This window comes from Pantoea sp. ICBG 828 (genome assembly GCF_002928355.1).
Taxonomy (GTDB): Bacteria; Pseudomonadota; Gammaproteobacteria; order Enterobacterales; family Enterobacteriaceae; genus Pantoea; species Pantoea dispersa.
Genome location: NZ_POWN01000005.1, coordinates 1 through 25,235, shown reverse-complemented (window position 1 = coordinate 25,235; position 25,235 = coordinate 1). Strand labels below are relative to the sequence as shown.

Here is a 25,235-nt window from a genome sequence, read left to right as displayed (position 1 = left end):
GCTGGCAATGGGCAGCGCCGCAGTTTATCCCTGAACTTCCTGGTAAACCTGATACTGGCCGCGCCCGGCGTGTTTGGCGCTGTAACAGGCGACATCGGCCTGCGACATCACCACATTGCTGATGCAGTTATGCTGATCGATTTGCGTGATACCGGCGCTGGCGCCGACGTGATACGGCCGGTCCTGCCACATAAAGGTAAAGTCATGCACCGCGCTGACGATGCCCTGCACCACCTCGCGCACCTGGTCAACATTGCTGTAGGGCAGCAGCAGGCCAAATTCGTCACCGCCGAGGCGCGCCAGCACATCGCTATTGCGCAGGTGCTGCTGCATGAGATCGGCCAGTGCGCGCAGCAACGCATCGCCAGCGGCATGGCCGGCGGTATCGTTGACCGCTTTAAACTTATCCAGATCGATAAACACCAGCACGTGCTCGCTGTGATGCGCGGCGGCGTCATTTACCAGTCGCTTCAGCTGCTGTTCAAAGCTGTGACGGTTCGGCAAACGCGTCAGCATATCGTGAGAGGCGCTGTAGCTCAGGCGTTTCATCATGCGGCGCGACTCGCTGACGTCATGAATGACCATTACGGCACCAATGTCGCTGCCGGTCAGGGTTTTCAGCGGCGTGATGCTGTAGTGAATCTCGACCTGGGCACCATCCGGGGTATGCAACACCAGCTCCTCTTCCAGGTCCGGTGTGGTTTTGCTGGCGGGCAGGCTGCACAACAACAGATTCTCCACGCGCGGCCCCTGCGCGCCACGCGTAATCGTCAGCAGTTCGCTCAGCGCCATGCCAGCCGCTTTCGCCTGCGGCCAGCCGCTCAGCGTCTCGGCCACCGGATTCATGAAGGTCACCCGCATCTCATCGTCAGTACAAATCACCGCTTCACCAATCGAGTCGAGGGTGATGGCCATGCGTTCCTTCTCCTGGAACAGCGCTTCATTCAGCGTGCGCAGCGAAGTGATGTCCTGACAAATGCCCAGCATGCGTTCGATCTGCCCATCCTTGCTGATGATGCTATTGGCCTCGGAGCGCACGTAGCGCACGCCCTGCGGCAGATTGATACGGTACTCCAGCTGGAAGGCGCTGCGGCGTTCAATCGCCTGCTGAATGGTGAGCGCGGCCGCTTCGCGTTCCTGAACATCGACCAGATGCAGCCACAGGTCGTAGCTCGGCACCCGGTGCGGTTCCAGCGCAAATAATTCGTACATGCGCTTGTCCCATAACATCTCGCCGTTTAGCAGGTTCCACTCCCACACGCCGATGCCGCCCGCTTCGTTGGCCAGCGTGATGCGCTCCATCAGTCGCTGGTTGACCTGCTCGCTCTGCTTCAGCTCGGAGATATCCACAATCTGCGCGATAAAGTAGAGCGGGTGCAGCTGCGCATCACGCACCATCGAGACCGTGAGGCGCGCCCAGACGATCTCGCCATCTTTGCGGAAATAGCGCTTCTCCAGGGTATACGTCAGGATCTCACCGGCGATCAGCCGCTCCAGCTGCTGCAGGTCGCTGTTGAGATCGTCCGGATGGGTGATCTGCTGGAAGGTGAGTTTTTTCAGCTCCTCCGCCGCGAAGCCCAGCGTGCGGCACAGCGACTGGTTGACCTGCTGCCAGCCGCCTTCCGGTGATACCAGCGCCATGCCGATGGCGGAATACTCCATGGCGTTGCGGAAGCGGGTTTCGCTTTCGCTAATGTGGTGCTTTTCACGCTGGAAGGCATCCATCACCAGCGACATTACGTGGCTCGGCAGCAGCACCAGCAGAAACGGCAGCCAGGTGCTGACCTGGCCGAGCAGCAGATCGTTGCGCGCCAGGTTGACCCAGTCGAGCGCCAGCAGCAGCGAGATAAAGCTGGCGTTGAGGAAAAACAGCAGAAAGGCTTCGAATTTGGGCAGGCGCACCGCGCACCAGAACAGAATCACCACGATGAAGGTAAACGGCCACGGCAGGAAACGCAGCGCCAGATAGCTGGCCAGCAGCGTGACGATTAGCGTGAGCAGCGTCTCCAGTTGACGTTCCGGCGTGATCAGCTGGCGCAGCGGTTTATCAGGCCACAGCAGCAGCACCGGACCGAAGGCCAGCACGCCAATCACTTCTGAGATCACCCAGGTGGAGAAAAACGGCAGCGAGGCGTGGCCGTCGACGTGCAGCATCCATAGCGCCACCACGCCGCCCAGCAGCGGCGCGGTCAGGCCCGCAGCCAGCGCAAAGCGTATCCAGTCGGCCAGTGAGTTGAGCGGGGCTTTGCGGTCGAGTAGCGCGCGCAGCATGAGTCCGCCGAGGATGGCCTGCACCATATTAAGGATGGCGAATTTGACATTGCTCAGGGCCGGGCCGATCACCAGCAGATTGGCCAGCGCCGTGCCGAGCACGCAGCTGGCAAGCAGCAGCGGTACCTGTCGCGAGGGGGCGCGGAACACCACGACGGTCATTAACGCGGTGGAGTACCAGAGCGGGGAAATGCGGCCGCTGACGACAATCAGTTCCAGACAGAACAGCGTCAGTAAAAATGCCAGCGCGCAAAGCAGCAGGGCGCTGAGCCACTTTTTTTGCGGATTATTCTGCGAGGTTACTATCTCAAGAGTCATGCACGAATCCAGCAGCGCGCATTGATTACTCGAAGAAAAATGCGCCAGTCAATCTCTTAATCCATGCTAGCACATCTGTCAGATATCTTTGTGCGGAAATGTTTTTTTGCGGCCTGCATCCAGGTGCGCATGAATGCGCACCCGACAAAAACGGTGAAATCTGCTGGCAGTATCGCGGCTGCTGGATCTGCAGCGATTCAGGTAAGGACACGACAAATTGCACAATTTTGTAGCGGCGCGATTTATCGCGCAATAAATTGCGCCGCTACCGTATGTGCAATCATTTATGAAACGTGTTCAAAACGTAATGGACAGACCTTACACCCTTTACCGCGCAACGCACTCAGCGGAACAAATCGGCGCGGGTGAAGGGCTTTTCCAGTCCGGCGAGGTCAGCGGAAAAACGCTCGAGGAACTGCTGGGTGGTGGCGACGCGGCCGTGGCCCATCAGCAACAGCGGAATCAGAAATGCCACCGCCACCTGCACCACGCTAAAACCCTTCAGCGCGGTGCGACGCTGGCTCAGCAGGAACGCGCTGCTCAGGGTAAAGCCCAGCATCAGTCCGGCCAGCACTTCACTCACCGAGTGCGCGTGGATCACCAGGCGCGATAATCCCACCATTAACGGAATCAGATAGCCGATACCGATGGTCAGGGCACGCCAGAACGTGGGCCAGCGGCCGGAAATCAGCCACATCATCACCGGCCACAGCGTCGCTGACATCGCGCTATGACCGCTGAACCCGGTAAAATTGTAGCGCGCGCTGCCAATGCCGAAGCCGAGAAACATAATCTTCGAGATGCTGACCAGCAGGCCCGCCAGGCCAAACGCCAGCAGCCAGTACCAGACGGTGCGACGGTTATCGCTTTTCCACGGCAGCACCAGTGCGATGATCACCGCAGTGGGGATCAGCAACATACTGTCGCCGAAATAGGTCAGGGTTCTCCAGCTCATACTTTTCCTTGCAACGACTATCGGGCTCCCGCCAGTCACACGGCGGGCAGAGAAACAGTGTATCGATTAAGCCGCTGGCTGCAAAACGGGATAGTCTGAAAAGGCGGCGCGCCGGTTTTCACTGGCATCAACCCGGTGAAATCCCTATAATTGCCGCCAACTAACCCTCTCAATCGGCCTGTTTTTGTGCAGACAGAAACCGGCTCCAGTTATCAGGTCTTAAAAAAGTATGACTGACAAGTCTCATCAGTGCGTGATCGTTGGCATTGCAGGTGCATCCGCATCCGGAAAAAGTCTTATTGCCAGCACGCTCTATCGTGAAATCCGTGACCAGGTCGGTGACGAGCATATCGGTGTGATCCCCGAAGATGCCTACTATAAAGATCAAAGCCACCTCACCATGGAAGAGAGGGTGAAAACCAACTACGACCATCCGAGCGCGATGGACCACGATTTGCTGCTGCAACATCTGCGCGCGCTGAAGGCTGGCGAAGATATCGACCTGCCGGTTTACAGCTACGTTGAGCACACCCGCACCGACGAGTGTATTCACCTGAAGCCGAAGAAAGTGATTATTCTGGAAGGGATTCTGCTGCTGACCGATGCACGGCTGCGCCAGGAGCTTAACTTCTCGATCTTCGTTGATACCCCGCTGGATATCTGCCTGATGCGCCGTATGAAGCGCGACGTCAACGAGCGCGGGCGCTCGATGGACTCGGTGATGAGCCAGTACCAAAAGACCGTGCGCCCGATGTTCCTGCAGTTTATTGAGCCTTCCAAGCAGTATGCCGACATCATTGTGCCGCGCGGTGGTAAAAACCGCATCGCCATTGATATCCTCAAGGCCAAAATTAACCAGTATCTTTGACGACGCCCGTCCGGTTCAGCGGGACCGGAACGGGACACCGTGCGTCCGGATGGACGTGACGCGAACGGTTTGTCACAACCTGACCACCTTTCGCTACACTTAAATCATGGAGTTTCTGCGATGAGATTATGCGATCGCGATATTGAAAGCTGGCTGGACAGCGGCAAGCTGGCTATCGATCCCCGTCCGCCGGTTGAGCGCATCAACGGTGCTACCGTGGATGTGCGCCTCGGTAACCAGTTCCGTACCTTTAGCGGCCACACCGCACCGTTTATCGATTTGAGTGGTCCAAAGCATGAAGTGAGCGCGGCGCTGGATCGCGTGATGAGCGATGAGATTGTGCTGCCGGAAGGCGAAGCGTTCTTTCTGCATCCGGGTGAACTGGCGCTGGCGGTGACGCTGGAATCCGTCACTATCCCCGATGATCTGGTGGGCTGGCTGGATGGCCGTTCATCACTGGCGCGCCTCGGGCTGATGGTGCACGTTACCGCGCACCGCATCGACCCGGGCTGGCAGGGCCGTATCGTGCTGGAGTTTTACAACTCCGGCAAGCTGCCGCTGGCGCTGCGTCCCGGCATGCTGATTGGTGCGCTAAGCTTTGAACCGCTGTCCGGACCGGCAGCGCGTCCTTACAATCGCCGCGAAGACGCCAAATATCGCGGGCAGCAGGGCGCCGACGCCAGCCGTATTGATAAAGACTAACGTTTCTCCTGGAGTGATTTCGCGCCAGCGGCCTGAAATCTGACGGTGATGAGGATGCAATGAGAAGACTGATAACCACGCTGGCCATCCTGTTAGTGGTGGTCGTAGCGGGCATGACGGCACTGGTGTTGCTGGTCAATCCCAACGACTTTCGTACCTATATGGTACAGCAGGTAAAACAGCGCAGTGGTTATCAGCTTGAAGTGAGCGGCGACCTGCGCTGGCACGTCTGGCCGCAGCTCAGCATTCTGGCGGGCCGCATGAGCCTGACCGCGCCCGGCGCCAGCCAGCCGATGGTCACCGCTGATAATATGCGCCTGGACGTCAATCTGTGGCCGCTGCTGTCGCATCAGTTGAGCGTCAGCCAGGTGATGCTGAAAAACGCGATTATTCGCGCCACGCCGGACAGCGCGGTGCAGAAACCGCAGGGCGCGCCGATTGAGCCGGGCGACAGTGAACCGGCCATCGCCGCCAGCAACGGCTGGACCTTTAACATCAGTAAACTGCGCATCGCCGATAGTCTGCTCATCTGGCAGCAGCCGGGCGGTGACGAGTACAACTTCCGCGATCTCAACCTCAATCTGAATCAGGACGATAACCGGCAGGCCAGCGTTGAGCTGGCGACACGCGTGTCGCGCAATCAGCGTAACCTCAGCCTGAACCTGAAGGGGCTGATGGACGTGGCGCACTATCCGCACCGTATCAGCGGCCAGCTGGATGAGCTGGAGTACACGCTGGACGGCGCGAACCTGCCGCCGCAGGGCATTAAAGGGACGCTGAGCGGGCAGGCGCAGTGGGATGGCGACCAGCAGCAGTTTGCGCTGAACAAGCTGCAGTTAACCGCGAACGACAGCGCGCTCGACGGCAGCGCTGAGGGCCGGCTGGCCCTGCCGCAGCAGCTCAACCTCGCGCTGCACGCGACCTCGCTCAATCTGGATAACCTGATGGCCAGCGCGCCCGCCAGCGATAACAGCACCACGCAGCAGGCTAACGTGATGCGCACGCCGGTGATTGCTGAGCCGCGCGCGCACAATAATGCCGACTCGCCGCTCAATAGCATGGATTTGCAGCTGACGCTCGACGCTGACAGCAGCGTGTGGCGCGGTCTGACGCTCAGCAATCTGCAAATTGACGCCCGCAATCAGCGCGGGCTGCTGACGCTCAACAAGCTGCAGGGCAAATTTGGTGACGGCCACTTTTCCATTCCCGGCTCGGTGGATATCCGTCAGCCGGTCACGCAGGTGGCGTTTCAGCCGGAGCTGAGCAGCATTGCCATCGCGCCGCTGCTTAAAGCGCTGGAACTGCCAGCTTCGCTGCAGGGCACGATCTCGCTCAAGGGCGACATCAGCGGTGCCGGGCTGAGCGTGGCAGAGGCGAAACAGAACTGGCAGGGCAATGCAGAACTGGAAGCCACTAATCTGCAGCTGGCGCAGCTGAATCTGCAGCAGATGGTGCGCCGCGCCGTGGCGCGCGTCAGCAATCGCGTCAGTAACGATCAGCCGGATGATCAGGGAATTGAACAGTTAAGCGGGCGCATCAGCCTGAAGCAGGGCAACGTCACGCTGCCGGATCTGCAGGGCGGCAGCAGCCGGCTGGCGCTGCAAACCCACGGCAACGTGGATGTGGTGAAGCAGCAGCTGGATGTCACCATTAATATGATTCTGCGCGGCTGGCAGGGCGACGACCGGCTGGCGAAAGTACTCAACGGCCAGCCGATTCCGCTGCGCATGTACGGCAGCTGGGGCAATCTGCAGTATTCGCTGCCGGTGGATGACGTGGTGCGCCAGCAGTTGCAGGGCGAAGCCAAAACGCGCCTCAATCAGTGGCTGGATAGCCAGAAGTCTGCACCGCGGCAATAAAAGGACCAGGGCGACGTTATCGGATTGTTCATCGCGCGATGATCCGCGCCGCGACCCCGTGTTGCACTGACGGGTAGCGGCGCAATTTATTGCGCAATGTACAACGGTGCGGATGTCAGGCCTGCGCGATAAATCGCGCCGCTACAAATCGCAACACAGGTGGCCGGACACGCATAATAAATCACGCGCCGGCACCGGGTTAAATAAATGGTGCGGGCGCGACCGGCACAATCTCGACTTTTTGCACCCGATGGTTCTCCACCTGCAGGGTGCGCAGCAGATAATCCCCGACGCGCAACTCCTCACCTTCGGCCGGCACGTGCTGCAGGCTATCCATCAGTAATCCCGCCAGCGTATGGTAATTGCGCCTCTCGTCGAGCGGCAGCGCCACGTATAGCGCTAAATCTTCCAGCGGCATATGGCCGTTGGCGATCCAGCCGCCATGCTCTGCGGGCTGAATATCGTAACGGGCATCAATCTCTTCCCCTTCATTGGGAAGGTTGCCGGCGATGGTCTCCATCACGTCGCTCAGCGTTACCACGCCTTCCACCGAACCAAACTCATCCACCACAAAGGCAAAATGGGTGCGCGCATGGCGAAACTGCTCCAGCGCCTGCAGCAGGGTGACGCGCTCGGGAAACACCAGCGGCTGGCGAATCAGCGCACGCAAATCCAGCGATTTACTGTGCAGCGACTGATGCAGCAGATCGATCACATGCACCACGCCCAGCGGCTCGCGTCCCTGTTCGGTGATTAGCAGGCGCGTATGCTGGTTGCGGTCGAGTTTATCCATGATCGACTGCGGGTCTTCGCTCAGATCGATGTGCTCGACGTCATGGCGTGACGTCATGATGCTGTTGATCTGGCGCTGACCCAGACCCAGCACGCGCATGATCATGCGCCGCTCCTGACGGTTAAACAGCGCTGCGCCCTGGTTATCACTCAGCAGCGATGCCGTGTCGGCATCCAGATCGGCGCGCTGCGCTTCACCGCGCAGAATGCGCAGCACGGCTTCGGCGGTGCGCTGGCGCAGCGGCCGTCCGGCGGTAAGAAAACGGCGGCGATTAAACAGCGCCAGCTGGTTAAAGATCTCAATCACAATCGAGAAGCCAATGGCCGCGTACAGATAGCCTTTGGGGATGACGAAGCCGAAACCCTCTGCCACCAGACTAAAGCCGATCATCAGCAGAAAACTCAGGCAGAGAATCACAATGGTAGGATGGCCGTTAACGAAGCGCGTCAGCGGCTTGCTGGCCAGCAGCATTAACAGGATGGCGATGGTCACGGCGATCATCATCACCGGCAGGTCGTTGACCATACCGACGGCGGTAATGACGGCATCAAGTGAAAAGATGGCGTCCAGCACCACGATTTGCGCCACCACCGGCCAGAATTTAGCACCGCTGTTATTTTGACCCGATTCCTCGTCGCTGCCCTCCAGTCGGGCGTTTAGTTCGGTGGTGGCTTTAAACAACAGGAAGATACCGCCGCCCAGCAGCAGCAGGTCGCGTGCGCTGAAGCTGTGCTGGAAGAGGGTGAACAGCGGTTGGGTCAGCGTAACCAGCCACGACAGCGACGCCAGCAGCACCAGCCGTGATATCAGCGCCAGCAGCAGACCGAACACTCGCGCGCGGTCGCGCAGCGTCGGCGGCAGCTTCTCCACCAGGATGGCGATGAAAACCAGGTTATCAATACCCAGCACCAGCTCAAGAACGATTAGCGTGACTAATCCTGCCCAGAGCGACGGATCGATGATCCACTCCCACATACTTTCATCACCATAATGTCTAAAAATGAGCTTAGTCTGATGATAGTTAATCGTCAGACAGGGTACAAATACGCCCCGGCCGCGCGGATGTCGCGGACTGGCGGCTTATTAGGATTAATCTTACCTTGTTCAGCCGGGCGATAAGTGAAAAGTATGGATAAACATCCTGTGTGGATGAAGACCACTATTTATTCTTATCCAGCGGCAAAAGCGTACATTTTTAATGCGACTAATCTGAAGACGGGTATCGAATTATTCTGAAATTTGGCGTGAAATTGCCTGGCGGGGCTGGCATCAATACTTATGGCTGGTAGTCTTTTTCCTAAAATAGTGCAGGGAAGACGGGGCCTACTTGTAAACAAGCCAGTAATAACTAGTATAGCAACGTGTTAGTAAATGTCTGCGCCAATGTTGTTAATAGCGCGCTGTTTAGCTTCTTAATGTTGTGAATTGTGATCGTGCACGGGTTAAGGCGGGTATTTCCCGGCATGGGGACAAAGCGCGGACAAAAAATAGGGTGTTGTAAGCGGTATTGGCAGCGACAGCCAAGGGCGGTAGCGTGCCTGATGTGGTTTTCACAGGTTAAGAATTGTCTGGCCTTGCGGCAAAAGGAAGTCAGACTAATCTGTTGGTATTTATCACAATTTTCTTGCTTAACTGGAAAGAGAATTGGCCTAAATGCCGGGGAGTTCGCCGCAGTTTGTCTCGCTGGTTTAGTTAGTGCATCGCTCATTAATTACTCAGGCTTAGGCGTTAGGGATTAAGGGAAATAAAATAAAAGAGTCAAATATGCGCGATAATGAATTTACATATAAAAGTCTTCTGACAAAAATTTTACTGGCGTGCTCGGATTTAATTTGTTTCAACGCGGCATTGTTTATTGCACTCGCGCTGATTAATTCGTTCGCCGATTCTCCACTGGCAGATATTTCTGAAAAAGACCTCAACTTAAAAATCGCCACCCATGTCTGTCTGTCCTTAATTTGTACAGGCTGGTTCTGGGTTCGCCTGCGTCATTATACCTATCGCAAACCCTTCTGGTTTGAGCTGAAAGAGATCTTTCGTACCATTCTCATTTTCTCTGTCATCGATTTGTCAATTTCAGCATTATCACAATGGCAGATGTCCCGTTTTGTCTGGGTATTAACGTGGATTTTAGCGCTGGTGTTGATTCCGCTGGCGCGCGCTATTTCCAAACGCGTACTGAATCATTTCGGTATGTGGAAAAAGCAAACCATTATTATTGGCAGCAACCGTAACGCGCAGGAAGCCTGGCAGGCGCTGCAGAGCGAAGAGGTGATGGGCTTTGATGTGATCGCCTTCTTCGACGTCGATGGCAGTTGCCCGCAGGCCAGCATCTCCGGTGTACCGGTGCTGCATAACGAGCAGGAGCTATGGCAGCTGACCAACAGCGAAACCCAGTTTATCGTTGCGGTTGAGTTTGAGCAGAGTCAGCACCGCGACCGCTGGCTGAAAATGCTGGCGATGCATAACTGTCGCTCGGTCTCGGTTATCCCGACGTTGCGCGGCGTACCGCTGTACGGCACCGATATGGCTTATATCTTCAGCCATGAAGTGATGATTCTGCGTGTGAATAACAACCTGGCGAAACGCACCTCGCGTGTCCTGAAGCGGGCATTCGATATCGTCGGCGCGCTCAGCATCATCATCGCGCTGTCACCTGCGCTGCTGGTACTCGGCTTCATGGTTGGCCGTGATGGCGGACCACCGATTTACGGTCACGAACGTGTGGGTCTCAATGGCCGCAAGTTCAAGTGCCTGAAGTTCCGCTCGATGGTAATTAACTCGAAAGAGGTGCTGGAGGAGGTGCTGCGCACCGACCCGGTAGCCCGCGCCGAGTGGGACAAAGATTTCAAACTGAAAAACGATCCACGTATTACCAAAGTCGGTCATTTCATCCGTAAAACCAGCCTGGATGAGCTACCGCAGCTGTGGAACGTCGTGCGCGGTGACATGAGCCTCGTTGGCCCGCGCCCGGTGATTGAAGATGAACTCTGCCGTTATGCCGGTGATGTTGATTATTACCTGATGGCAAAGCCAGGCATGACGGGATTGTGGCAGGTCAGCGGTCGTAACGACGTTGACTATGAGACGCGCGTCTATTTCGATTCGTGGTATGTCAAAAACTGGTCGCTGTGGAATGACATCGCGATTCTGTTTAAGACGGTCGGCGTGGTACTCAAACGCGACGGCGCTTATTGATAGACAGCAAGGGCAGGGGACGAAATAACGTTCCCGCCTGATAACTGCCGGTGCTGGGAGTGTCTGTAACTGATAACTGCCATTATCGAGCCCGAACAGAGCGGGTTATTAAGCCGCTTAACGATAACCCACTTTAATTGAAGTCGTCTGCAACCAGGATGACAACATAAACCAGGGAGCTAATGATAATGAACCTCAGTTTCAGTGTTTAATTCCTTGCCTTTATTTTTGTTAGACGCTTACACAGCGGCGTTTTCGCCTCTATCAATCATTAACTGATAGCGAAGAACCAGATGATAATGAAAACTAAATTGATACCGTTACTGGTATCCGCGACTTTCCTCTCCGGGTGCACCATCGAACCAGGTTCGCACCTTTCCACTAGCGGAAAAGATGTCATTGAGCAACAGGATAGCAATTTTGACATCGACAAATACGTTAACGTCTTCCCTCTGACGCCGCGTCTGGTTGAACAGATGCGTCCGAAGCCGCTGGTTGCTCAGGCTAACCCGCTGCTGCAGAACGAGATTCAAAGCTATCAATACCGCGTTGGCATCGGCGACGTACTGAACGTCACCGTATGGGATCACCCTGAGCTGACCACGCCGGCCGGTCAGTACCGTAGCGCCAGCGACACCGGTAACTGGGTGCAGGCAGACGGTACCATCTTCTATCCGTACATCGGTAAAGTGCGCGTTGCAGGCCGCACCGTGACGGAAATCCGCAGTGAAATCGCGCGTCGTCTGGCGCAGTTCATTGAAAGTCCGCAGGTGGATGTCAATGTGGCCGCGTTCCGTTCGCAGAAAGCCTACGTGACCGGTTCGGTCACCACCTCCGGCCAGCAGCCGATCACCAACGTGCCGCTGACCGTGCTGGATGCGGTGAACGCCGCGGGTGGCCTTGCCGCTGACGCCGACTGGCGCAACGTGGTGCTGACGCACAACGGCCGCGAGCAGCGCATCTCGCTGCAGGCGCTGATGCAAAACGGCGACCTGAGCCAGAACCATCTGCTCTATCCGGGCGATATTCTTTACGTACCGCGTAACGACGATCTGAAGATCTTCGTAATGGGCGAAGTGAAACAGCAGACCACGCTGAAGATGGACCGCAGCGGCATGACGCTGGCTGAAGCGCTGGGTAACGCACAGGGCATGGATCAAACCACCTCTGACGCCACCGGCGTATTCGTCATTCGTCCGATTCGCGGTGCTAACCGCACCAAGATCGCCAACATCTATCAGCTGAACACCAAAGATGCGGCGTCGATGGTGATGGGCACCGAATTCCAACTGGAGCCGTACGACATTGTCTACGTCACCGCAACACCAATCACCCGCTGGAACCGCGTGATTTCCGGACTGCTGCCGACCATCGTAGGTATCGACGATGCAAGCTCCGCAGCGCTGCGTTTCCGCAACTGGTCGGACTAAGGTTTTACCATGATTAAGTCAGTGTTAGTCGTCTGCGTCGGCAACATTTGCCGCTCCCCCACCGGGGAGCGTCTGTTTAAACGCGCACTTCCGCATACCCGTATCGCCTCTGCCGGTCTTGGTGCCCTGAAGGGCCATCCGGCGGATAAGACGGCCAGCGCCGTCGCCGCTGAACATGGCGTCTCGCTGGACGGTCATGAGGCTCAGCAGTTAACGGCCAGCATGTGCCGTGACTTTGACCTGATTCTGGTAATGGAGAAGCGCCACGTTGAGCAGGTGAATCGCATCGATCCGGCCGCGCGGGGGAAGACCATGCTGCTGGGCCACTGGCTTAACCAACAGGAAATTGCGGATCCGTACAAAAAAAGCCGTGAGGCCTTTGAAGAGGTTTACGGATTACTGGAAAACGCTACCCAGAAATGGGTTAACGTACTAAGCCGATAGTTGGGAATATCCATGAATATCAAAAACAAGGTTATGACTGCGCCAAAAGAAGATTCGAATGGATGGGATCTGGCGCATCTTGTGGGACAGCTGATCGATCATCGCTGGATCATCGTGGCGGTCACCGCTTTCTTTATGCTGATGGCAACGCTCTACACACTGTTTGCTACGCCAATCTATAGCGCGGACGCTATGGTGCAGGTGGAGCAGAAAAACACCGCCTCGGTGCTGAACGAATTACAGGATGTGATTCCGACCACGCCAGCATCAGACACCGAGATTCAGATCATCGAATCCCGCATGGTGATTGGTAAAACCGTTAACGACCTCGGTCTGGACACGGTCATTCAGCAAAACTACTTCCCGGTGATCGGTAAAGGTCTGTCGCGCCTGATGGGCAACAAGCCGGCGCAGATTGCCATTTCACGCCTGGAAATTCCGCGCAGCATCGACAAACGTACCGTTGAGCTGGAAGTCACCGGTCCGCAGACCTATACCGTGAGCAAAGACGGCGACGAGCTGTTCAAAGGCCGCGTCGGTCAGCTGGAGCAGCACGGCGACGTCACCATGCTGGTTAGCGGCATTCAGGCTGACGAAGGCACCAGCTTCAGCGTTACCAAGCTGAGCGACCTGCAGGCGATTAAAACTGTGCTGGGCGCGCTGACCGTCGCCGATAAAGGCAAAACCACCGGCGTGCTGGGCCTGGAGTTCCAGGATGAAGATCAGGAGCAGGCGAGCCGCGTGCTGAACCAGATCGTCAACAACTATCTGCTGCAGAACGTTGAGCGCAAGTCTGAGCAAGCGGAGAAGAGCCTCGAATTCCTGCGCACCCAGCTGCCTAACGTGCGTGCCAAACTAGACGATGCGGAAGACAAGCTGAACACCTTCCGTCGTCAGAACGAGTCGGTGGACATGTCGCTGGAAGCCAAATCGGCGCTCGACTCGTCCGTTAGCGTCCAGAGCCAGCTCAACGAGCTGACCTTCCGTGAAGCCGAAGTTTCCCAGCTGTTCACCAAAGACCACCCGACCTACCGCGCGCTGCTGGAAAAACGCAAAACGCTGGAAGCGGAACAGGCGCAGCTGAACAAGAAAATCTCGGCCATGCCGCAGACCCAGCAGGAGATTCTGCGTCTGACGCGTGATGTGCAGGCCGGTCAGGAAATCTACATGCAGCTGCTGAACCGTCAGCAGGAACTGGGCATCAGCAAGGCCAGCACCGTGGGTGATGTGCGCATCATCGACCGTGCTGAAACCAGCACCAGCCCGGTGGCACCGAAGAAACTGCTGATTATTGTCGCGGGCCTGATTGTGGGTCTGATGCTGTCGGTTGGTCTGGTGCTGCTGAAAGCGCTGTTCCACCACGGTATCGACAATCCGGAGCAGCTGGAAGAGCTGGGCATGAACGTCTATGCCAGCGTACCGCTCTCCGAGTGGCAGCGTAAGAAAGACACCGAAGCGCTGGCGCGACGCGGCAGCAAAGAGAAGTCGGATCCGCACAACACGCTGCTGGCGCTGGGTAACCCGACTGACCTCTCCATTGAAGCGATTCGTAGCCTGCGCACCAGCCTGCACTTCGCCATGATGGAAGCGAAAAACAATATCCTGATGATCACCGGTGCCAGCCCGGGTATTGGTAAAACCTTTATCTGTGCCAACCTGGCGACGCTGGTATCCAAAGCAGGTCAGCGCGTACTGTTCATCGATGGTGATATGCGTCGCGGCTATACCCACGAGCTGCTGGGTGCGGACAACAAGACCGGCCTGTCTAACGTACTGTCAGGCAAGAGCGAGTTCTCGCCGGCGATGATTCAGAAGGGCGTGTACGGTTTTGACTTCCTGCCGCGCGGTCAGGTGCCACCGAACCCGTCTGAGCTGCTGATGCATCGTCGCATGCAGGAGCTGCTGGACTGGGCAAGCAAGAACTATGACCTGGTGCTGATCGATACGCCGCCGATTCTGGCTGTGACCGACGCTTCCATCATCGGTAAGCTGGCCGGTACCTCGCTGATGGTGGCGCGTTTCGAAACCAACACCACCAAAGAGCTGGATGTCAGCTACAAGCGCTTCGCCCAAAACGGTATCGAGATTAAAGGCGTCATCCTCAACGCCGTGGTCCGTAAAGCGTCGAATGCCTATGGTTATGGCTACGACTATTACAACTACGAATACGGCAAAGAGAGCAAAAGCTAAGCACTATCGGGGGCGGATTTTCCGCCCCTTTTTATGGCGCGTCTCTGGCTAAGCGCCATGCCTTGTGCCTCTGCAAAACATGCGGATACACCGCAGAGTATTGTAGCGGCGCGATTTATCGCGCAATAAATTGCGCCGCTACGGAACGTGCGGTGATTAACCGCAGAAAACTGCGGCGGTGAAATTTATACCGCGAACATAATAACGATTTATTTTCGGTGCGTTTTGCACCACCCAACATACACACAGCACAATCTTAGGTATTTCCGTGACGGTACGAAAAGTCTTATTGAAAAAGAATACTAACGGCATGATTTTTCAGAACAAAGCCGATTCCTTTCTACAGGCCGCTCGCGTTACCGTTGAATCTGGAACAGCTGTTTAAGAGGTGCTGGCAATGCAGGACATCCGCTTCTCAATTGTAATTCCCGCTTATAACGCGTCGAAATCGATTGTCACGACGCTGGATTGCGTCAAAGCGCAAACCTATCGCAACTTTGAAGTCATCATCGTGGATGACAAATCCGCCGATGCCGCGGAACTGGCGCAGGTGGTGCGCGGCGAGCGCTATCAGGATCTGGACATCAAACTGGAGCTGTCTGAGGTCAAACTCAACGGCGCCGGCGCGCGCAACAAAGGTATTGAACTGGCGCAGGGCGACTTCATTAGCTTCCTCGACGCCGACGACGAGTGGCACGCGGACAAGCTACTGGAAGTGTGCGATACCATCCGCAAGCTGGAAGCGCAGGGTAAATCGCGCTATGTCATCTTCAGCCAGGTCAATATTCATCAGGACGGCAGCTTCCTCAAAGTGATGCCGATGCAGCCGCCGGGTAAAAACGAGACCGTGGCGGAGTACCTGTTTGGCTGTTACGGCTTTATCCAGACCAGTACCATCGTGCTGAAACGCGAAGATGCCGCCAGAATCCAGTTTGATGCGCGCTATATTCGCCATCAGGATTATGACTTCTGCATCCGCGCCGACCGCATGGGCTACGAATTTGTGATGATCGCCAAACCGCTGGCGACCTACCATCTGGTGACCAAATTTGGTTCCAAACACAAAGGCGAGTCGGTGAAGTACTCCTTCTTCTGGCTCGACACCATGAAGCCGCACCTGACGGCGCGCGATATCCATACCTACAAAGCGTTCAAGCTGCCGCTGCGCTACAAAATGGATGGCAATTCGCTGCTGGCCAGCGTCAGTTTTGCGCGCTACTTCTTCCTCACCAACCGTGATAACCGCGCTTACTTCATCAATCGCCTGGTCGATAAGCTGAAGTCGCGCTTCACGGGGCGAAGAGCGGTTTCCTGATCGATTTATGACTTTCACTTGCTCCCGCAGCGGGAGCATTTTTTCGGTTCCTGACACTCCGGGTATACAAATGACAAATCATGTTGGCACCATCGGTATCGTGATGCCGATGTATAACGCGCGCAACACCGTGCTGCGTGCGGTTGAGTCGATCGTGAATCAGACCTACAGCGACTGGCATCTCTACCTGGTCAATGATAAATCCACCGATGATTCACTCGCTTTTGTGCGCGAGCACTGCCAGGACGCGCGCATCACTATCCTCAGCAACGAGGTCAACCTCGGCGCGGCGGAAACGCGCAACGTGGGCCTGCGCGCGGCCAAAGAGGAGATCATTGCGTTTCTCGACAGCGATGACGAATGGCACGCGGAGAAACTGGCCGAACAGGCCGCGGCGCTGGCCGCCGGTGACGACTTCGTGATCACCCATTATCACTACAAAACCAAAACCGCCGATCACGACATCAATTACAACAAACCTTATCTGCAGCAGGAAAACTTCGTTAAGAAGCAGTATCGCGTCTGCTTCTCCTCGGTGTGTTTCCGTCGTCCGCCACAGGGCATCTTCTTCCAGCGTAAAGGCCATGAAGACTTCCTGTTCCTCTATGAGCTGTTCCTCCGCTACAAACAAGCCCGGGTGATCCAGAAGACGCTGGTCAACTACTACGAGCTGGGCGATTCGCTGTCGCGTAACAAAAATAAAGCGGCGAAATGGCACCTCGAATTATTAAGAATTATCTATAAAAACAATCCTTTAAAAATCTATTACTATTACGGCTGGTATATGGTGAATGGGGTTCTTTTCACCCTTAAACATCGCTAAGACCCTGTGTCCTTCGCACTGCCGCTACGTTGGCTGCGCACGTCCATCCCGGTCACTTACTTGAGTAACCTCCCGGGAATGAACGCACTTGCCGCCTTGCGGCAACGCAAATGACTTGGGTCTGGATTTGAGCAATTTGAGGTGAAAAGTATCAGATGAAAAAGATTGTTTTGGTTATTAAGGATGCCTACTCCTACGCAGGCACGGAGAATATCTGCAACTTCATGTCGGAGTGCCTCGGTGAAGAGCATGCCGTCACCATTTACTCGCTGGAAGGGCACGGCAAAACCTTTTACCCGTTTGAGCGGGTGAAAGAGATTGTCAGCTTCGAAGGCCACAGCAACCCGATTAAAAGTGCCGTGGCGCGCATCCATCAGGAGGGCTTCGACAGCGTATTCCTGATCAGTATGGGGCGCCTGAGCGTGATGTTTGCCTTCTGGAACCTGATGGCAATGAAGAAAAAAACCTTCAAAGCCTACGCCTGCGAGCACATCGCCATCAACTCGTTCAGCAAGCCGATCAAACTGCTGAAGTGGCTGCTGCTGCGCTACTACGACCAGGTGATCGTGCTGACTGACAAAGACCATCAGGTCTTCACCCGCTGGCATATCCCCAGCCAGCAAATTCCTAACCCGGTGGTGTACAAATCCTGGCAGCGCGAGACGCGCAGCCGTCAGGCGCTGGCGGTAGGCCGCCTCGATAACCAGAAGGGCTTTGACCTGCTGCTGGATATCTGGGCCGACTTCAGCAAAAAACACCCGGAGTGGAAGCTGGTGATCGCCGGTGACGGCGAACTGCGCCAGCAGCTGCACGATCAGGCCGCGGCGCTGGGCATCACCGGCAGCGTTAACTTTGTCGGCAAAGTCAGCAATATCAATGATTACTACCGCGACAGCGACATGGCGCTGATGACCTCACGTTATGAAGGACTGCCGCTGGTACTGCTGGAAGCCAAATCCTGGTCGCTGCCGGTGGTGGCCTATGACTGTCCGACCGGACCGCAGGAGATCATCAATCACGGCGAAGATGGCTTCCTGGTGCCAATGAACGACAAAGCCACTTTCCTGGCGCGCATGGAGCAGCTGGCCAGCGACGATCGCCTGTTCTTTGCTATGAGCGAAAAGACCAAAGAGACGGCGCTGAAGTTTGACGGTAATCAGATCAAACAGAGCTGGCTGGCGCTGGTGTAACCACTTTTATCGTGCCTCGGGGATACCTTTTCGGCCGCCATGCGGCCCCATGACCACGGGATTGTTAGCATGAAAAGAAGAGAAGTCTTGCAAACTGCAGCCTCCTCCATTGTTGCCGCGCTGTCGGTGAGCGCGTTTTCCAGTTACGCCGCCAAAAGTGGTCAGCCGGCGCTGAAAGCGGTTGATGCCTCCAGCGTCCCGCCGGGCGATGTGCCGATTCTGACGCCGGAAAACGTCTATACCATGCCACCGCAGTTCTGGCAGAACTTTGAGGGCAAACTGTGGATTGGCGCAGCAGGCAAAGATGCCAGCCAGGCCGGCAACCAGATTCCGGTGTATCTGCGCGACGCCAGCGGTAAGGTGTCCCAGGTGAGCCAGCCCATTGCGCTCAATAAAGGCAACTTTGCCCAGTTTATTCACGATAATGCCGCGTTAATCGCCAATCCCGCGCACTCGATGGTGGTGGAAGATAACCAGGGCAATACGCTGTTTTCCATCAGCGACGTGTCGCGCCCGAACGCCAGCAACTTCAGCCAGCGCCTGGCGCAGCCGAACGGATATCAGCTGATCGGCGAAATTCCGTCGGTGGAAGAGCTGCGTAAAACCCGACCGCTGTTTGCCGGGGCGAAAATCAAGCTGAAAAGCTGGCACGAAGGGCTGGAAGTGGGCGGCGGCGAGTTCGTCGGCGTGTATGGCGAAGGCGAAGATGATGGCGGCGTGATTTTCAGCGGCAACGGATTCTACTGGCGCCGCGTGGTGGAAGATTTCAACCGTCTGACGCTGTTTGACTTCGGCGCCATCGCCGACGGCAAAACCGATACGGCACCGGCGATCAAAGCCATGTATCAGTGGTCGCTCAAGGCTAACCAGCAGATCTGCGTACAGTTTCCGGCAGGCACCTTCTTCGTGACCGGCTGTGACTTTGGCGATCAACAGCAGCGCTTTTTCCGCATTTCCGGCGCGATGGTTAACTTCGGCTATTTCCCGGCGACCACGCTGGTTTCTGACGGTCGTTCCGAATTCCTGTTCCAGGTGAATGCGCGCTGGACCGAAATCTCCAACCTGATCTTCAACGGTCAGAACGACAAGCGGCCAAACAAACAGGGGCTGTTCCGCAACACCTGTCCGGGCGGTCAGTTCTTCCGCGGTGCCTGCCTGCGCTTCAACCGCGTCGGCGGCACCTCAATCAGCCTGCTGGATACGCTGGACTGCAAAATCGACCAGTGGTACGCCGACACCTGTACCGGTGACGTGATCAAAGCCAGCTGGTCCGGACAGAAGCAGGGTGCGTGGGACCACAGTACGGCGATTGAGCTGTCGAACTTCAACGCCCAGCGCTGTACCGGCGGCATGGTACTTAACCTGCCGCGCTGCAGCCAGTCGATCATTCATAACGGCTGGATTGAGCACAGCGAGCACCCCGGCGATATCTCGAACGGTCAGTGGATCATTGATGCGCTGAGCCTGGAAGATTGTAAAAACCCGCTGAACGCGCGCAATTCCCGCCTCAACATGCGCCAGACCAATCTGCAGTCTGGCAGCTGGATCGATAACTCGCTGGAAGGCGAGCGCTGGCTGAATATCTGGGAGATGGGCTCAACGCGGGTGGAGTCTTACGGCGTGGCCATCGACGGCAGCCTGAAATACAACTACATCACGTCGCGTTTCCGTCTGACCAACAACACCAATCAGGCCACCTGGTTCGAGCTGGGTAATTTTTACTCGCCAACCGTGGGTGACAGCTGGGAGATCGAGCTGTTTGGTCAGTCGCAGTTCAGCAACGGCAGCGACAAACAGCCGCTGCTCGACGTGATGGGCGGTAAACAGACCGGCGGTCGCGCGGTGATTCATCTGCAGCGCAAAACCAGCAAGGCGGAAGCCAGCTGGTCCGCGGAAGGCAGTTCGCCGGTGCTGGAGGTGCGCGTCGATGCGCGCAGCGATACCGATAGCAAAGTGTTCGTCAAACTGGCGGGCTGGACGCCGACGGCGGTGGTGCTGATTAAGAGCACCGCCAAAGACCGTTTCCTCACCGGCCGCTGTGCGCGCGTTGACGCCACCATGGCGCAGGGCAGTCCGACCAGCGGCAGCCAGCCGGCCCCGCAGCGGTTTAGCCTGCACAACGGTAAAGCCGGCATCGGCGGCAACGAGCAGGGCGATTTGCTGCTGGCGTCGCGCGCGCTCAAGGCCGAAGAGGTGGATACGCGCCAGCCGAAGGGGTTTGTTTCAGTGGTGATCAACGGCGAGCAGGTGGCGCTGCCGTATTTTGCGCTGAAGTCGTGAGGATTTAACGCAGGTAACGGTGCAATTTATCGCGGAGGCCACAACGGCATCGAGCCAGGACGGGCAAAGCGCAATAAATTGCGCCGCTACGGTTTGTGCAGAGGTGATTTCTGCACTGACCCTTTGCACAGTCTGTAGCGGCGCGATTTATCGCGCATGTAACACCTGTCGCAGGTATCAATTACGTCACAACAGGCAGTCGTTAATTTCGGGCCGCTGGCCCATTAGCAGTTTTTTCTTACAGAGTTCACTTAGCCAGTATGGAACTGGCGGCTTGTAAAAAATTACAAAAATTTATCTGGAGTTTTTATGAAGATTTTATTGGTGGGTAACCATACCTGTGGAAATCGTGGGGATGGCGCGATTTTACGTGGACTGATTGATTCATTGCAGGCCGCGCGTGGGGATCTGGATATCGATGTCATCAGCCGCTATCCAACCAGCTCCGGATATTTACTGCAGCAGCACATCCAGCAGGATTCGCTGTTTCTGCACAACAGTAAGGCGCCAAAAGGGCTGGTCAGCAGCCTGAAGCGCAAAGTCGCCAACCGTCTGATGCCGGACATCATGATGGCGCACCTCGGCAAAGGCGGCGTGTATAAATCCTTCTCGGTGCCGCCGCATCTGGCGGAATTCACCCGCAGCCTGGCGAAATATGACGCCATCATTCAGGTCGGTGGCTCGTTCTTCGTCGATCTGTACGGCGTTACCCAGTTTGATCACGCGCTGTGCGCGCTGATGGCGAAGAAGCCGCTGCACATGATCGGTCACTCGGTGGGCCCGTTCGAAAACCCGCGCGTCAATGCGCTGGCAAACTTTGTTTTTGACCGCGTCGACAGCCTGGTGCTGCGCGAAGAGGTCAGCCTCGATCGCCTGAAGCAGGATGGCGTGACCACCAGCCGGGTGAAGAAGGGCGTGGACACCGCGTTCCTGGTGCAGGCGCGCGAGGTGGAAAATCCGAGCCACAACCTGCTGCACTGGCAGAACATCATTCAGTCGCGCAAAACCATCGCCATCACCGTGCGTGAGCTGGCACCGTTCGACAAACGTCTTGGCGTCACGCAGAAAGAGTACGAAGCCGCGTTTGGCCGGGTGATCAACGCCATGATCGCCGAAGGTTATCAGGTGGTGGCGTTCTCCACCTGTACCGGCATCGACAGCTATGCCAAAGATGACCGTATGGTGGCGCTGACGCTGCGCGACCACGTTGAGCAGCCGGAGCACTACCATGTGATCATGGACGAGTTCAACGACCTGGAACTCGGCATCCTGCTCAGCCACTGCCATCTCACCATCGGCACGCGCCTGCACTCAGCAATCATCTCCATGAATTTCGGCACGCCAGCCGTGGCCATCAACTACGAGCACAAATCGCTCGGCGTGATGAACCAGCTGGGTCTGCCGCAGATGGCCACCGACGTGCAGAGCCTGATGGACGGCTCGCTGATCGACAAAGTGCAGACGGTGCTGGCGGACTACGACAACGTGAAGCAAAAAGTGAATACCGCGGTGGCGCAGGAGCGTGAAATCGGCAACCGCATCACCGAAGAAATTCTCAACGTCCTGGGGTAAGTGATGAAGCTAACCTTTTTCACCATGCGTTTTCCGGTTGCCTCTGAGACGTTTGTCCTCAATCAGGTGACGCATTTCATCGATGCCGGCTATGACGTCGAGATCATCTCGGTGTTTCCGGGCGACATGATCAACCGTCATGCCGCGTTCGATGAGTACAATCTGGCGGCGAAAACCCACTATCTGCTGCCGGAAGAGAAGGTATCAAACCTCGACAAACTGACCCAGCGCATCGGTCTGATGCTGCCGAAAATCGCCAAACCGGCGCTGCTGAAGTCGCTCAACGTTGGCCGCTACGGTGCGCAGGCGAAAAAACTGCTGCTGCCAGCCATTGTCGCTAATGCCCGGCAGACCTTTACCGCCGATGTGTTCCTGGTGCACTTCGGCTATGCCGGTGCGCTGGCGAATAAACTGCGCGAGCTGGGGGTACTGAAGGGCAAGCAGGCGACGGTGTTCCACGGCGCGGACATCTCGCGTCGCCACATTCTCGAAGAGCACAAACTGGATTACATCAACCTGTTCAGACAGAGCGAACTGATGCTGCCGATCAGCCATCTGTGGGAGAACAAGCTGATTGAGATGGGCTGTCCGCGCGAGAAAGTTCACGTCACGCGTATGGGCATCGAGCCGGAGAAGTTTAACTTCCAGCCACGCGACGCGTTCCACAAACCGCTGCGCATTGTTTCGGTGGCGCGTCTGACCGAGAAAAAAGGGCTGGACGTGGCGGTCAAAGCCAGTGAAATCCTGCGCGATAACGGCGGTCAGTTCCAGTTCACCATCATTGGTAACGGCGAGCAGGACGGCATGATGCGCGAGCACATCGCGCGTGCCGGCCTGGAAGATATGGTGACCATGCCGGGCTTCAAGCCGCAGGAGGAGATTCGTCAGGCGCTGAGCGAGGCCGACATCTTCCTGCTGCCGTCGAAAACCGCCGCCGATGGCGATATGGAAGGCATTCCGGTGGCGCTGATGGAAGCGATGGCGGTCGGCCTGCCGGTGGTGTCCACCTACCACAGCGGCATCCCGGAGCTGATTCAGAATAACGTCAGCGGCTGGCTGGTATCGGAAAATGATGCCGACGAGCTGGCGGACACGCTGCTGCGCCTGTCGCGCGGCGACGTTGACGTTGCACCGGTGGTGGCCGCAGCGCGCCATAAAGTGGAAACCGAGTTCAATCAGCACATCGCTTACGGTGAGCTGGCGAAAATTCTGGAGCGCATGGTGTGAGTGGATTAAAAAAACAGGCGGTGTGGCTGTTTGGCAGCACCTGCTTTGCCGCGCTGCTGCAGGTGCTGCAGCTGGCGGTGCTGGCGCGCAAGCTGGAAGCGCACGAGCTGGGTTTGCTGGCGATCATCAACGCCATTCTGGCGGTGGCTACCGTGCTGCAGGACATGGGCATGAGCAGCTACATCGTGCATCGTCAGGAGATTACACGTCGTGAGCAGAGCACTATTTACTGGGTTAACGTCTCGCTGAGCTTCTGTACCGGTTTAATCATGCTGGCCATCGCCTGGCCGGTGGCGTGGTTCTACCATCTGCCGGAGCTGACGGCGCTGATTATGCTCACCAGCCTCAACTTCCTCGTGCTCGGTCACCTGTCGCAGTATCAGGCGCACTATGTGAAAACCAAACGCATGGTGACGCTGGCGAAGATTGAGATGGGCACCAAGCTGTTTGCCTTCCTGTGTACGGTGGCGATGCTCTATTTCACCTCGCTGACGGTAGCGGCGGCGATTCTCGGGCTGTTCATCAACGCCTTCACGCGCATTCTCTGCATGATCTACTTTGGCGAGAAGTCGTGGCGGCCAACGTGGGAGTTCGACGGCAAAACCTTTGTCAGCGCGGTGCGTTACGGTATCTATCAGTTGGGTTCGCAGACCATTAACCAGCTGCGCACTCAGGCCGATGCGCTGATCGTCGGTAAAGTGATGGGTGCCGAGATGCTGGGGATTTACTCGCTGGCGAAAGAGCTGATTCTGCAGCCGCTGAAGCTGGTGTCGCCGGTGATTAACCGCCTGGCGCTGCCGCGCTTCGCCGAGAAGCAGCACGATCCCGAGCAGCTGAAAAAACTGTTCCTCAAGGGCACCTTCGTCATCATGCTGTTCAGCAGCGCGATGTACCTGGCGATTGGTATTCTCTCTCCGGTGATTGTGCGTGTGCTGTATGGCGCTTCGCATGAGCAGGTGTATCACCTGATCCCGCTGATGCTGCTGTTCGGTATGCTGCGCCCGATGGGCGGCCTGACCGGCGCGATCTCCCAGGCGAACGGACGTACCAACGTCGAGTTCTACTGGAATATCGTCGCCAGCCTGGTGGTGGTAGTGGTGCTGGCCACTACGTGGATCTGGCCGAACGTGATTTATGTGGCGCTGACGCTGTCGATTTCACAGGTGCTGATCTCCGCCTTCGCGCATCCGTTCTTCATCAAACCGGTGATTGGCATCCGCTTTATGCCGTATGCGCGCCAGTGGGTGTCGGTGTCGGTGGTGTTTGTCGGCCTGATGCTGCTGGTGAATCATTTCAACCTGTTCGTGATGCCCGAGTGGTTTGAGGGCTGGCTGTAAGCGGTGATGACGGGGGCGGTCGTTGGCAACGGCGACCGCCCGCCATCATCAAATGTGATCGGTGACTGACGTGTAGCTGCCGGTGCGCATTAATGCGCACCCTACAAAAACCTGCTGTGATCCCGTAGGGGCGCCATTCATGGCGACCTTTAAAATCAGATGTGATCGGTGACTGATGTGCAGCTGCCGGTGCGCATCAATGCGCACCCTACAAATACCTGCTGTGATCTCGCAGGGGCGCCATTCATGGCGACCTTTAAAATCAGATGTGATCGGTGACTGACGTGCAGTTGCCGGTGCGCATCAATGCGCACCCTACAAAAACCTGCTGTGATCCTGTAGATACCGTCTTGCCGGTTACCTGGCAAGACATATTTCGGCATCGAACGGACGACCCGATTTCAGCACGCCATAAGCCAGCTGCAGCAGCTTCTTCATCGCCGCGCACACCACGACTTTTCCC

17 protein-coding genes and 1 pseudogene are annotated in these 25,235 nt (G+C 56.7%); 14 read left to right on the top strand and 4 right to left on the bottom strand.

Annotated features, from left to right (window positions below; genetic code table 11):
• Nucleotides 1-24 precede the first annotated feature (24 nt).
• The gene (locus C1Y43_RS12965) at nucleotides 25-2,589 is read right to left on the bottom strand and encodes a diguanylate cyclase (protein ID WP_104188466.1); all 2,565 of its coding nucleotides are present in this window, start codon (nucleotides 2,587-2,589) and stop codon (nucleotides 25-27) included.
• Between the two features lie 343 nt (nucleotides 2,590-2,932).
• Nucleotides 2,933-3,544, bottom strand: a complete 612-nt coding sequence (locus C1Y43_RS12960; RefSeq protein WP_021509320.1) for a phosphatase PAP2 family protein — start codon at nucleotides 3,542-3,544, stop codon at nucleotides 2,933-2,935.
• 229 nt (nucleotides 3,545-3,773) lie between these two features.
• Between C1Y43_RS12960 and udk the strand changes: the two genes are divergently transcribed.
• The 3 genes from udk (at nucleotide 3,774) to asmA (ending at nucleotide 6,973) form a co-directional block, all read left to right on the top strand.
• A complete protein-coding gene (gene udk / locus C1Y43_RS12955; protein ID WP_010615887.1) occupies nucleotides 3,774-4,412 on the top strand; it encodes a uridine kinase in 639 nt (212 codons plus the stop codon).
• A 120-nt stretch (nucleotides 4,413-4,532) separates the two neighbouring features.
• A complete protein-coding gene (dcd, locus tag C1Y43_RS12950; protein WP_021509321.1) occupies nucleotides 4,533-5,114 on the top strand; it encodes a dCTP deaminase in 582 nt (193 codons plus the stop codon).
• A 59-nt stretch (nucleotides 5,115-5,173) separates the two neighbouring features.
• Entirely contained in the window at nucleotides 5,174-6,973 is a 1,800-nt protein-coding gene (gene asmA / locus C1Y43_RS12945) for an outer membrane assembly protein AsmA (protein ID WP_104188465.1), read from the top strand.
• 199 nt (nucleotides 6,974-7,172) lie between these two features.
• Here asmA and C1Y43_RS12940 read toward each other — a convergent pair whose 3' ends face one another.
• Entirely contained in the window at nucleotides 7,173-8,741 is a 1,569-nt protein-coding gene (locus C1Y43_RS12940) for a TerC family protein (protein ID WP_058769963.1), read from the bottom strand.
• 789 nt (nucleotides 8,742-9,530) lie between these two features.
• On the opposite strand from C1Y43_RS12940, the gene wbaP reads away from it, so the two are divergent.
• The 11 genes from wbaP (at nucleotide 9,531) to C1Y43_RS12885 (ending at nucleotide 24,772) form a co-directional block, all read left to right on the top strand.
• The gene (wbaP, locus tag C1Y43_RS12935; RefSeq protein WP_058757291.1) at nucleotides 9,531-10,964 is read left to right on the top strand and encodes an undecaprenyl-phosphate galactose phosphotransferase WbaP; all 1,434 of its coding nucleotides are present in this window, start codon (nucleotides 9,531-9,533) and stop codon (nucleotides 10,962-10,964) included.
• 299 nt (nucleotides 10,965-11,263) lie between these two features.
• The gene (locus C1Y43_RS12930; RefSeq protein WP_031280061.1) at nucleotides 11,264-12,394 is read left to right on the top strand and encodes a polysaccharide export protein; all 1,131 of its coding nucleotides are present in this window, start codon (nucleotides 11,264-11,266) and stop codon (nucleotides 12,392-12,394) included.
• 9 nt (nucleotides 12,395-12,403) lie between these two features.
• Nucleotides 12,404-12,838 carry a protein-tyrosine-phosphatase gene (locus tag C1Y43_RS12925; RefSeq protein WP_021509326.1) on the top strand — a complete coding sequence of 145 codons (435 nt, stop codon included), beginning with the start codon at nucleotides 12,404-12,406 and terminating at the stop codon, nucleotides 12,836-12,838.
• 12 nt (nucleotides 12,839-12,850) lie between these two features.
• Nucleotides 12,851-15,028: a tyrosine-protein kinase Wzc gene (gene wzc / locus C1Y43_RS12920; RefSeq protein ID WP_021509327.1), complete on the top strand. Its 2,178-nt coding sequence runs from the start codon at nucleotides 12,851-12,853 to the stop codon at nucleotides 15,026-15,028.
• Between the two features lie 397 nt (nucleotides 15,029-15,425).
• Nucleotides 15,426-16,343 carry a glycosyltransferase family 2 protein gene (locus C1Y43_RS12915; protein WP_058757292.1) on the top strand — a complete coding sequence of 306 codons (918 nt, stop codon included), beginning with the start codon at nucleotides 15,426-15,428 and terminating at the stop codon, nucleotides 16,341-16,343.
• A 70-nt stretch (nucleotides 16,344-16,413) separates the two neighbouring features.
• A complete protein-coding gene (locus C1Y43_RS12910; protein WP_058769966.1) occupies nucleotides 16,414-17,166 on the top strand; it encodes a glycosyltransferase family 2 protein in 753 nt (250 codons plus the stop codon).
• A gap of 155 nt (nucleotides 17,167-17,321) precedes the next feature.
• Nucleotides 17,322-18,356, top strand: coding sequence for a glycosyltransferase (locus C1Y43_RS12905; RefSeq protein ID WP_021509330.1), 1,035 nt, complete (start codon nucleotides 17,322-17,324; stop codon nucleotides 18,354-18,356).
• Nucleotides 18,357-18,425: 69 nt separating this feature from the next.
• On the top strand, nucleotides 18,426-20,636 hold the full coding sequence (locus C1Y43_RS12900; RefSeq protein WP_104188463.1) for a phage tailspike protein: 2,211 nt from the start codon (nucleotides 18,426-18,428) through the stop codon (nucleotides 20,634-20,636).
• 309 nt (nucleotides 20,637-20,945) lie between these two features.
• The gene (gene wcaK, locus C1Y43_RS12895; protein ID WP_058757295.1) at nucleotides 20,946-22,208 is read left to right on the top strand and encodes a colanic acid biosynthesis pyruvyl transferase WcaK; all 1,263 of its coding nucleotides are present in this window, start codon (nucleotides 20,946-20,948) and stop codon (nucleotides 22,206-22,208) included.
• 3 nt (nucleotides 22,209-22,211) lie between these two features.
• Complete coding sequence (locus tag C1Y43_RS12890; protein WP_058769967.1) at nucleotides 22,212-23,435, top strand: glycosyltransferase; 1,224 nt, start codon at nucleotides 22,212-22,214, stop codon at nucleotides 23,433-23,435.
• Complete coding sequence (locus C1Y43_RS12885; RefSeq protein WP_021509334.1) at nucleotides 23,432-24,772, top strand: MOP flippase family protein; 1,341 nt, start codon at nucleotides 23,432-23,434, stop codon at nucleotides 24,770-24,772. Before C1Y43_RS12890 ends, C1Y43_RS12885 begins: the two co-directional genes overlap by 4 nt.
• A 357-nt stretch (nucleotides 24,773-25,129) precedes the next feature.
• On the opposite strand, the pseudogene C1Y43_RS12880 reads toward C1Y43_RS12885, so the two are convergent.
• A pseudogene (locus C1Y43_RS12880) lies at nucleotides 25,130-25,235 on the bottom strand (IS110 family transposase); the annotation flags it as partial.

What these genes read in the sequence shown, in the direction of transcription:
- C1Y43_RS12965 (WP_104188466.1), bottom strand. Translation starts at nt 2,589, where the DNA reads ATGACTCTTGAGATAGTAACCTCGCAGAATAATCCGCAAAAAAAGTGG.
- C1Y43_RS12960 (WP_021509320.1), bottom strand. Translation starts at nt 3,544, where the DNA reads ATGAGCTGGAGAACCCTGACCTATTTCGGCGACAGTATGTTGCTGATC.
- udk (WP_010615887.1), top strand. Translation starts at nt 3,774, where the DNA reads ATGACTGACAAGTCTCATCAGTGCGTGATCGTTGGCATTGCAGGTGCA.
- dcd (WP_021509321.1), top strand. Translation starts at nt 4,533, where the DNA reads ATGAGATTATGCGATCGCGATATTGAAAGCTGGCTGGACAGCGGCAAG.
- asmA (WP_104188465.1), top strand. Translation starts at nt 5,174, where the DNA reads ATGAGAAGACTGATAACCACGCTGGCCATCCTGTTAGTGGTGGTCGTA.
- C1Y43_RS12940 (WP_058769963.1), bottom strand. Translation starts at nt 8,741, where the DNA reads ATGTGGGAGTGGATCATCGATCCGTCGCTCTGGGCAGGATTAGTCACG.
- wbaP (WP_058757291.1), top strand. Translation starts at nt 9,531, where the DNA reads ATGCGCGATAATGAATTTACATATAAAAGTCTTCTGACAAAAATTTTA.
- C1Y43_RS12930 (WP_031280061.1), top strand. Translation starts at nt 11,264, where the DNA reads ATGAAAACTAAATTGATACCGTTACTGGTATCCGCGACTTTCCTCTCC.
- C1Y43_RS12925 (WP_021509326.1), top strand. Translation starts at nt 12,404, where the DNA reads ATGATTAAGTCAGTGTTAGTCGTCTGCGTCGGCAACATTTGCCGCTCC.
- wzc (WP_021509327.1), top strand. Translation starts at nt 12,851, where the DNA reads ATGAATATCAAAAACAAGGTTATGACTGCGCCAAAAGAAGATTCGAAT.
- C1Y43_RS12915 (WP_058757292.1), top strand. Translation starts at nt 15,426, where the DNA reads ATGCAGGACATCCGCTTCTCAATTGTAATTCCCGCTTATAACGCGTCG.
- C1Y43_RS12910 (WP_058769966.1), top strand. Translation starts at nt 16,414, where the DNA reads ATGACAAATCATGTTGGCACCATCGGTATCGTGATGCCGATGTATAAC.
- C1Y43_RS12905 (WP_021509330.1), top strand. Translation starts at nt 17,322, where the DNA reads ATGAAAAAGATTGTTTTGGTTATTAAGGATGCCTACTCCTACGCAGGC.
- C1Y43_RS12900 (WP_104188463.1), top strand. Translation starts at nt 18,426, where the DNA reads ATGAAAAGAAGAGAAGTCTTGCAAACTGCAGCCTCCTCCATTGTTGCC.
- wcaK (WP_058757295.1), top strand. Translation starts at nt 20,946, where the DNA reads ATGAAGATTTTATTGGTGGGTAACCATACCTGTGGAAATCGTGGGGAT.
- C1Y43_RS12890 (WP_058769967.1), top strand. Translation starts at nt 22,212, where the DNA reads ATGAAGCTAACCTTTTTCACCATGCGTTTTCCGGTTGCCTCTGAGACG.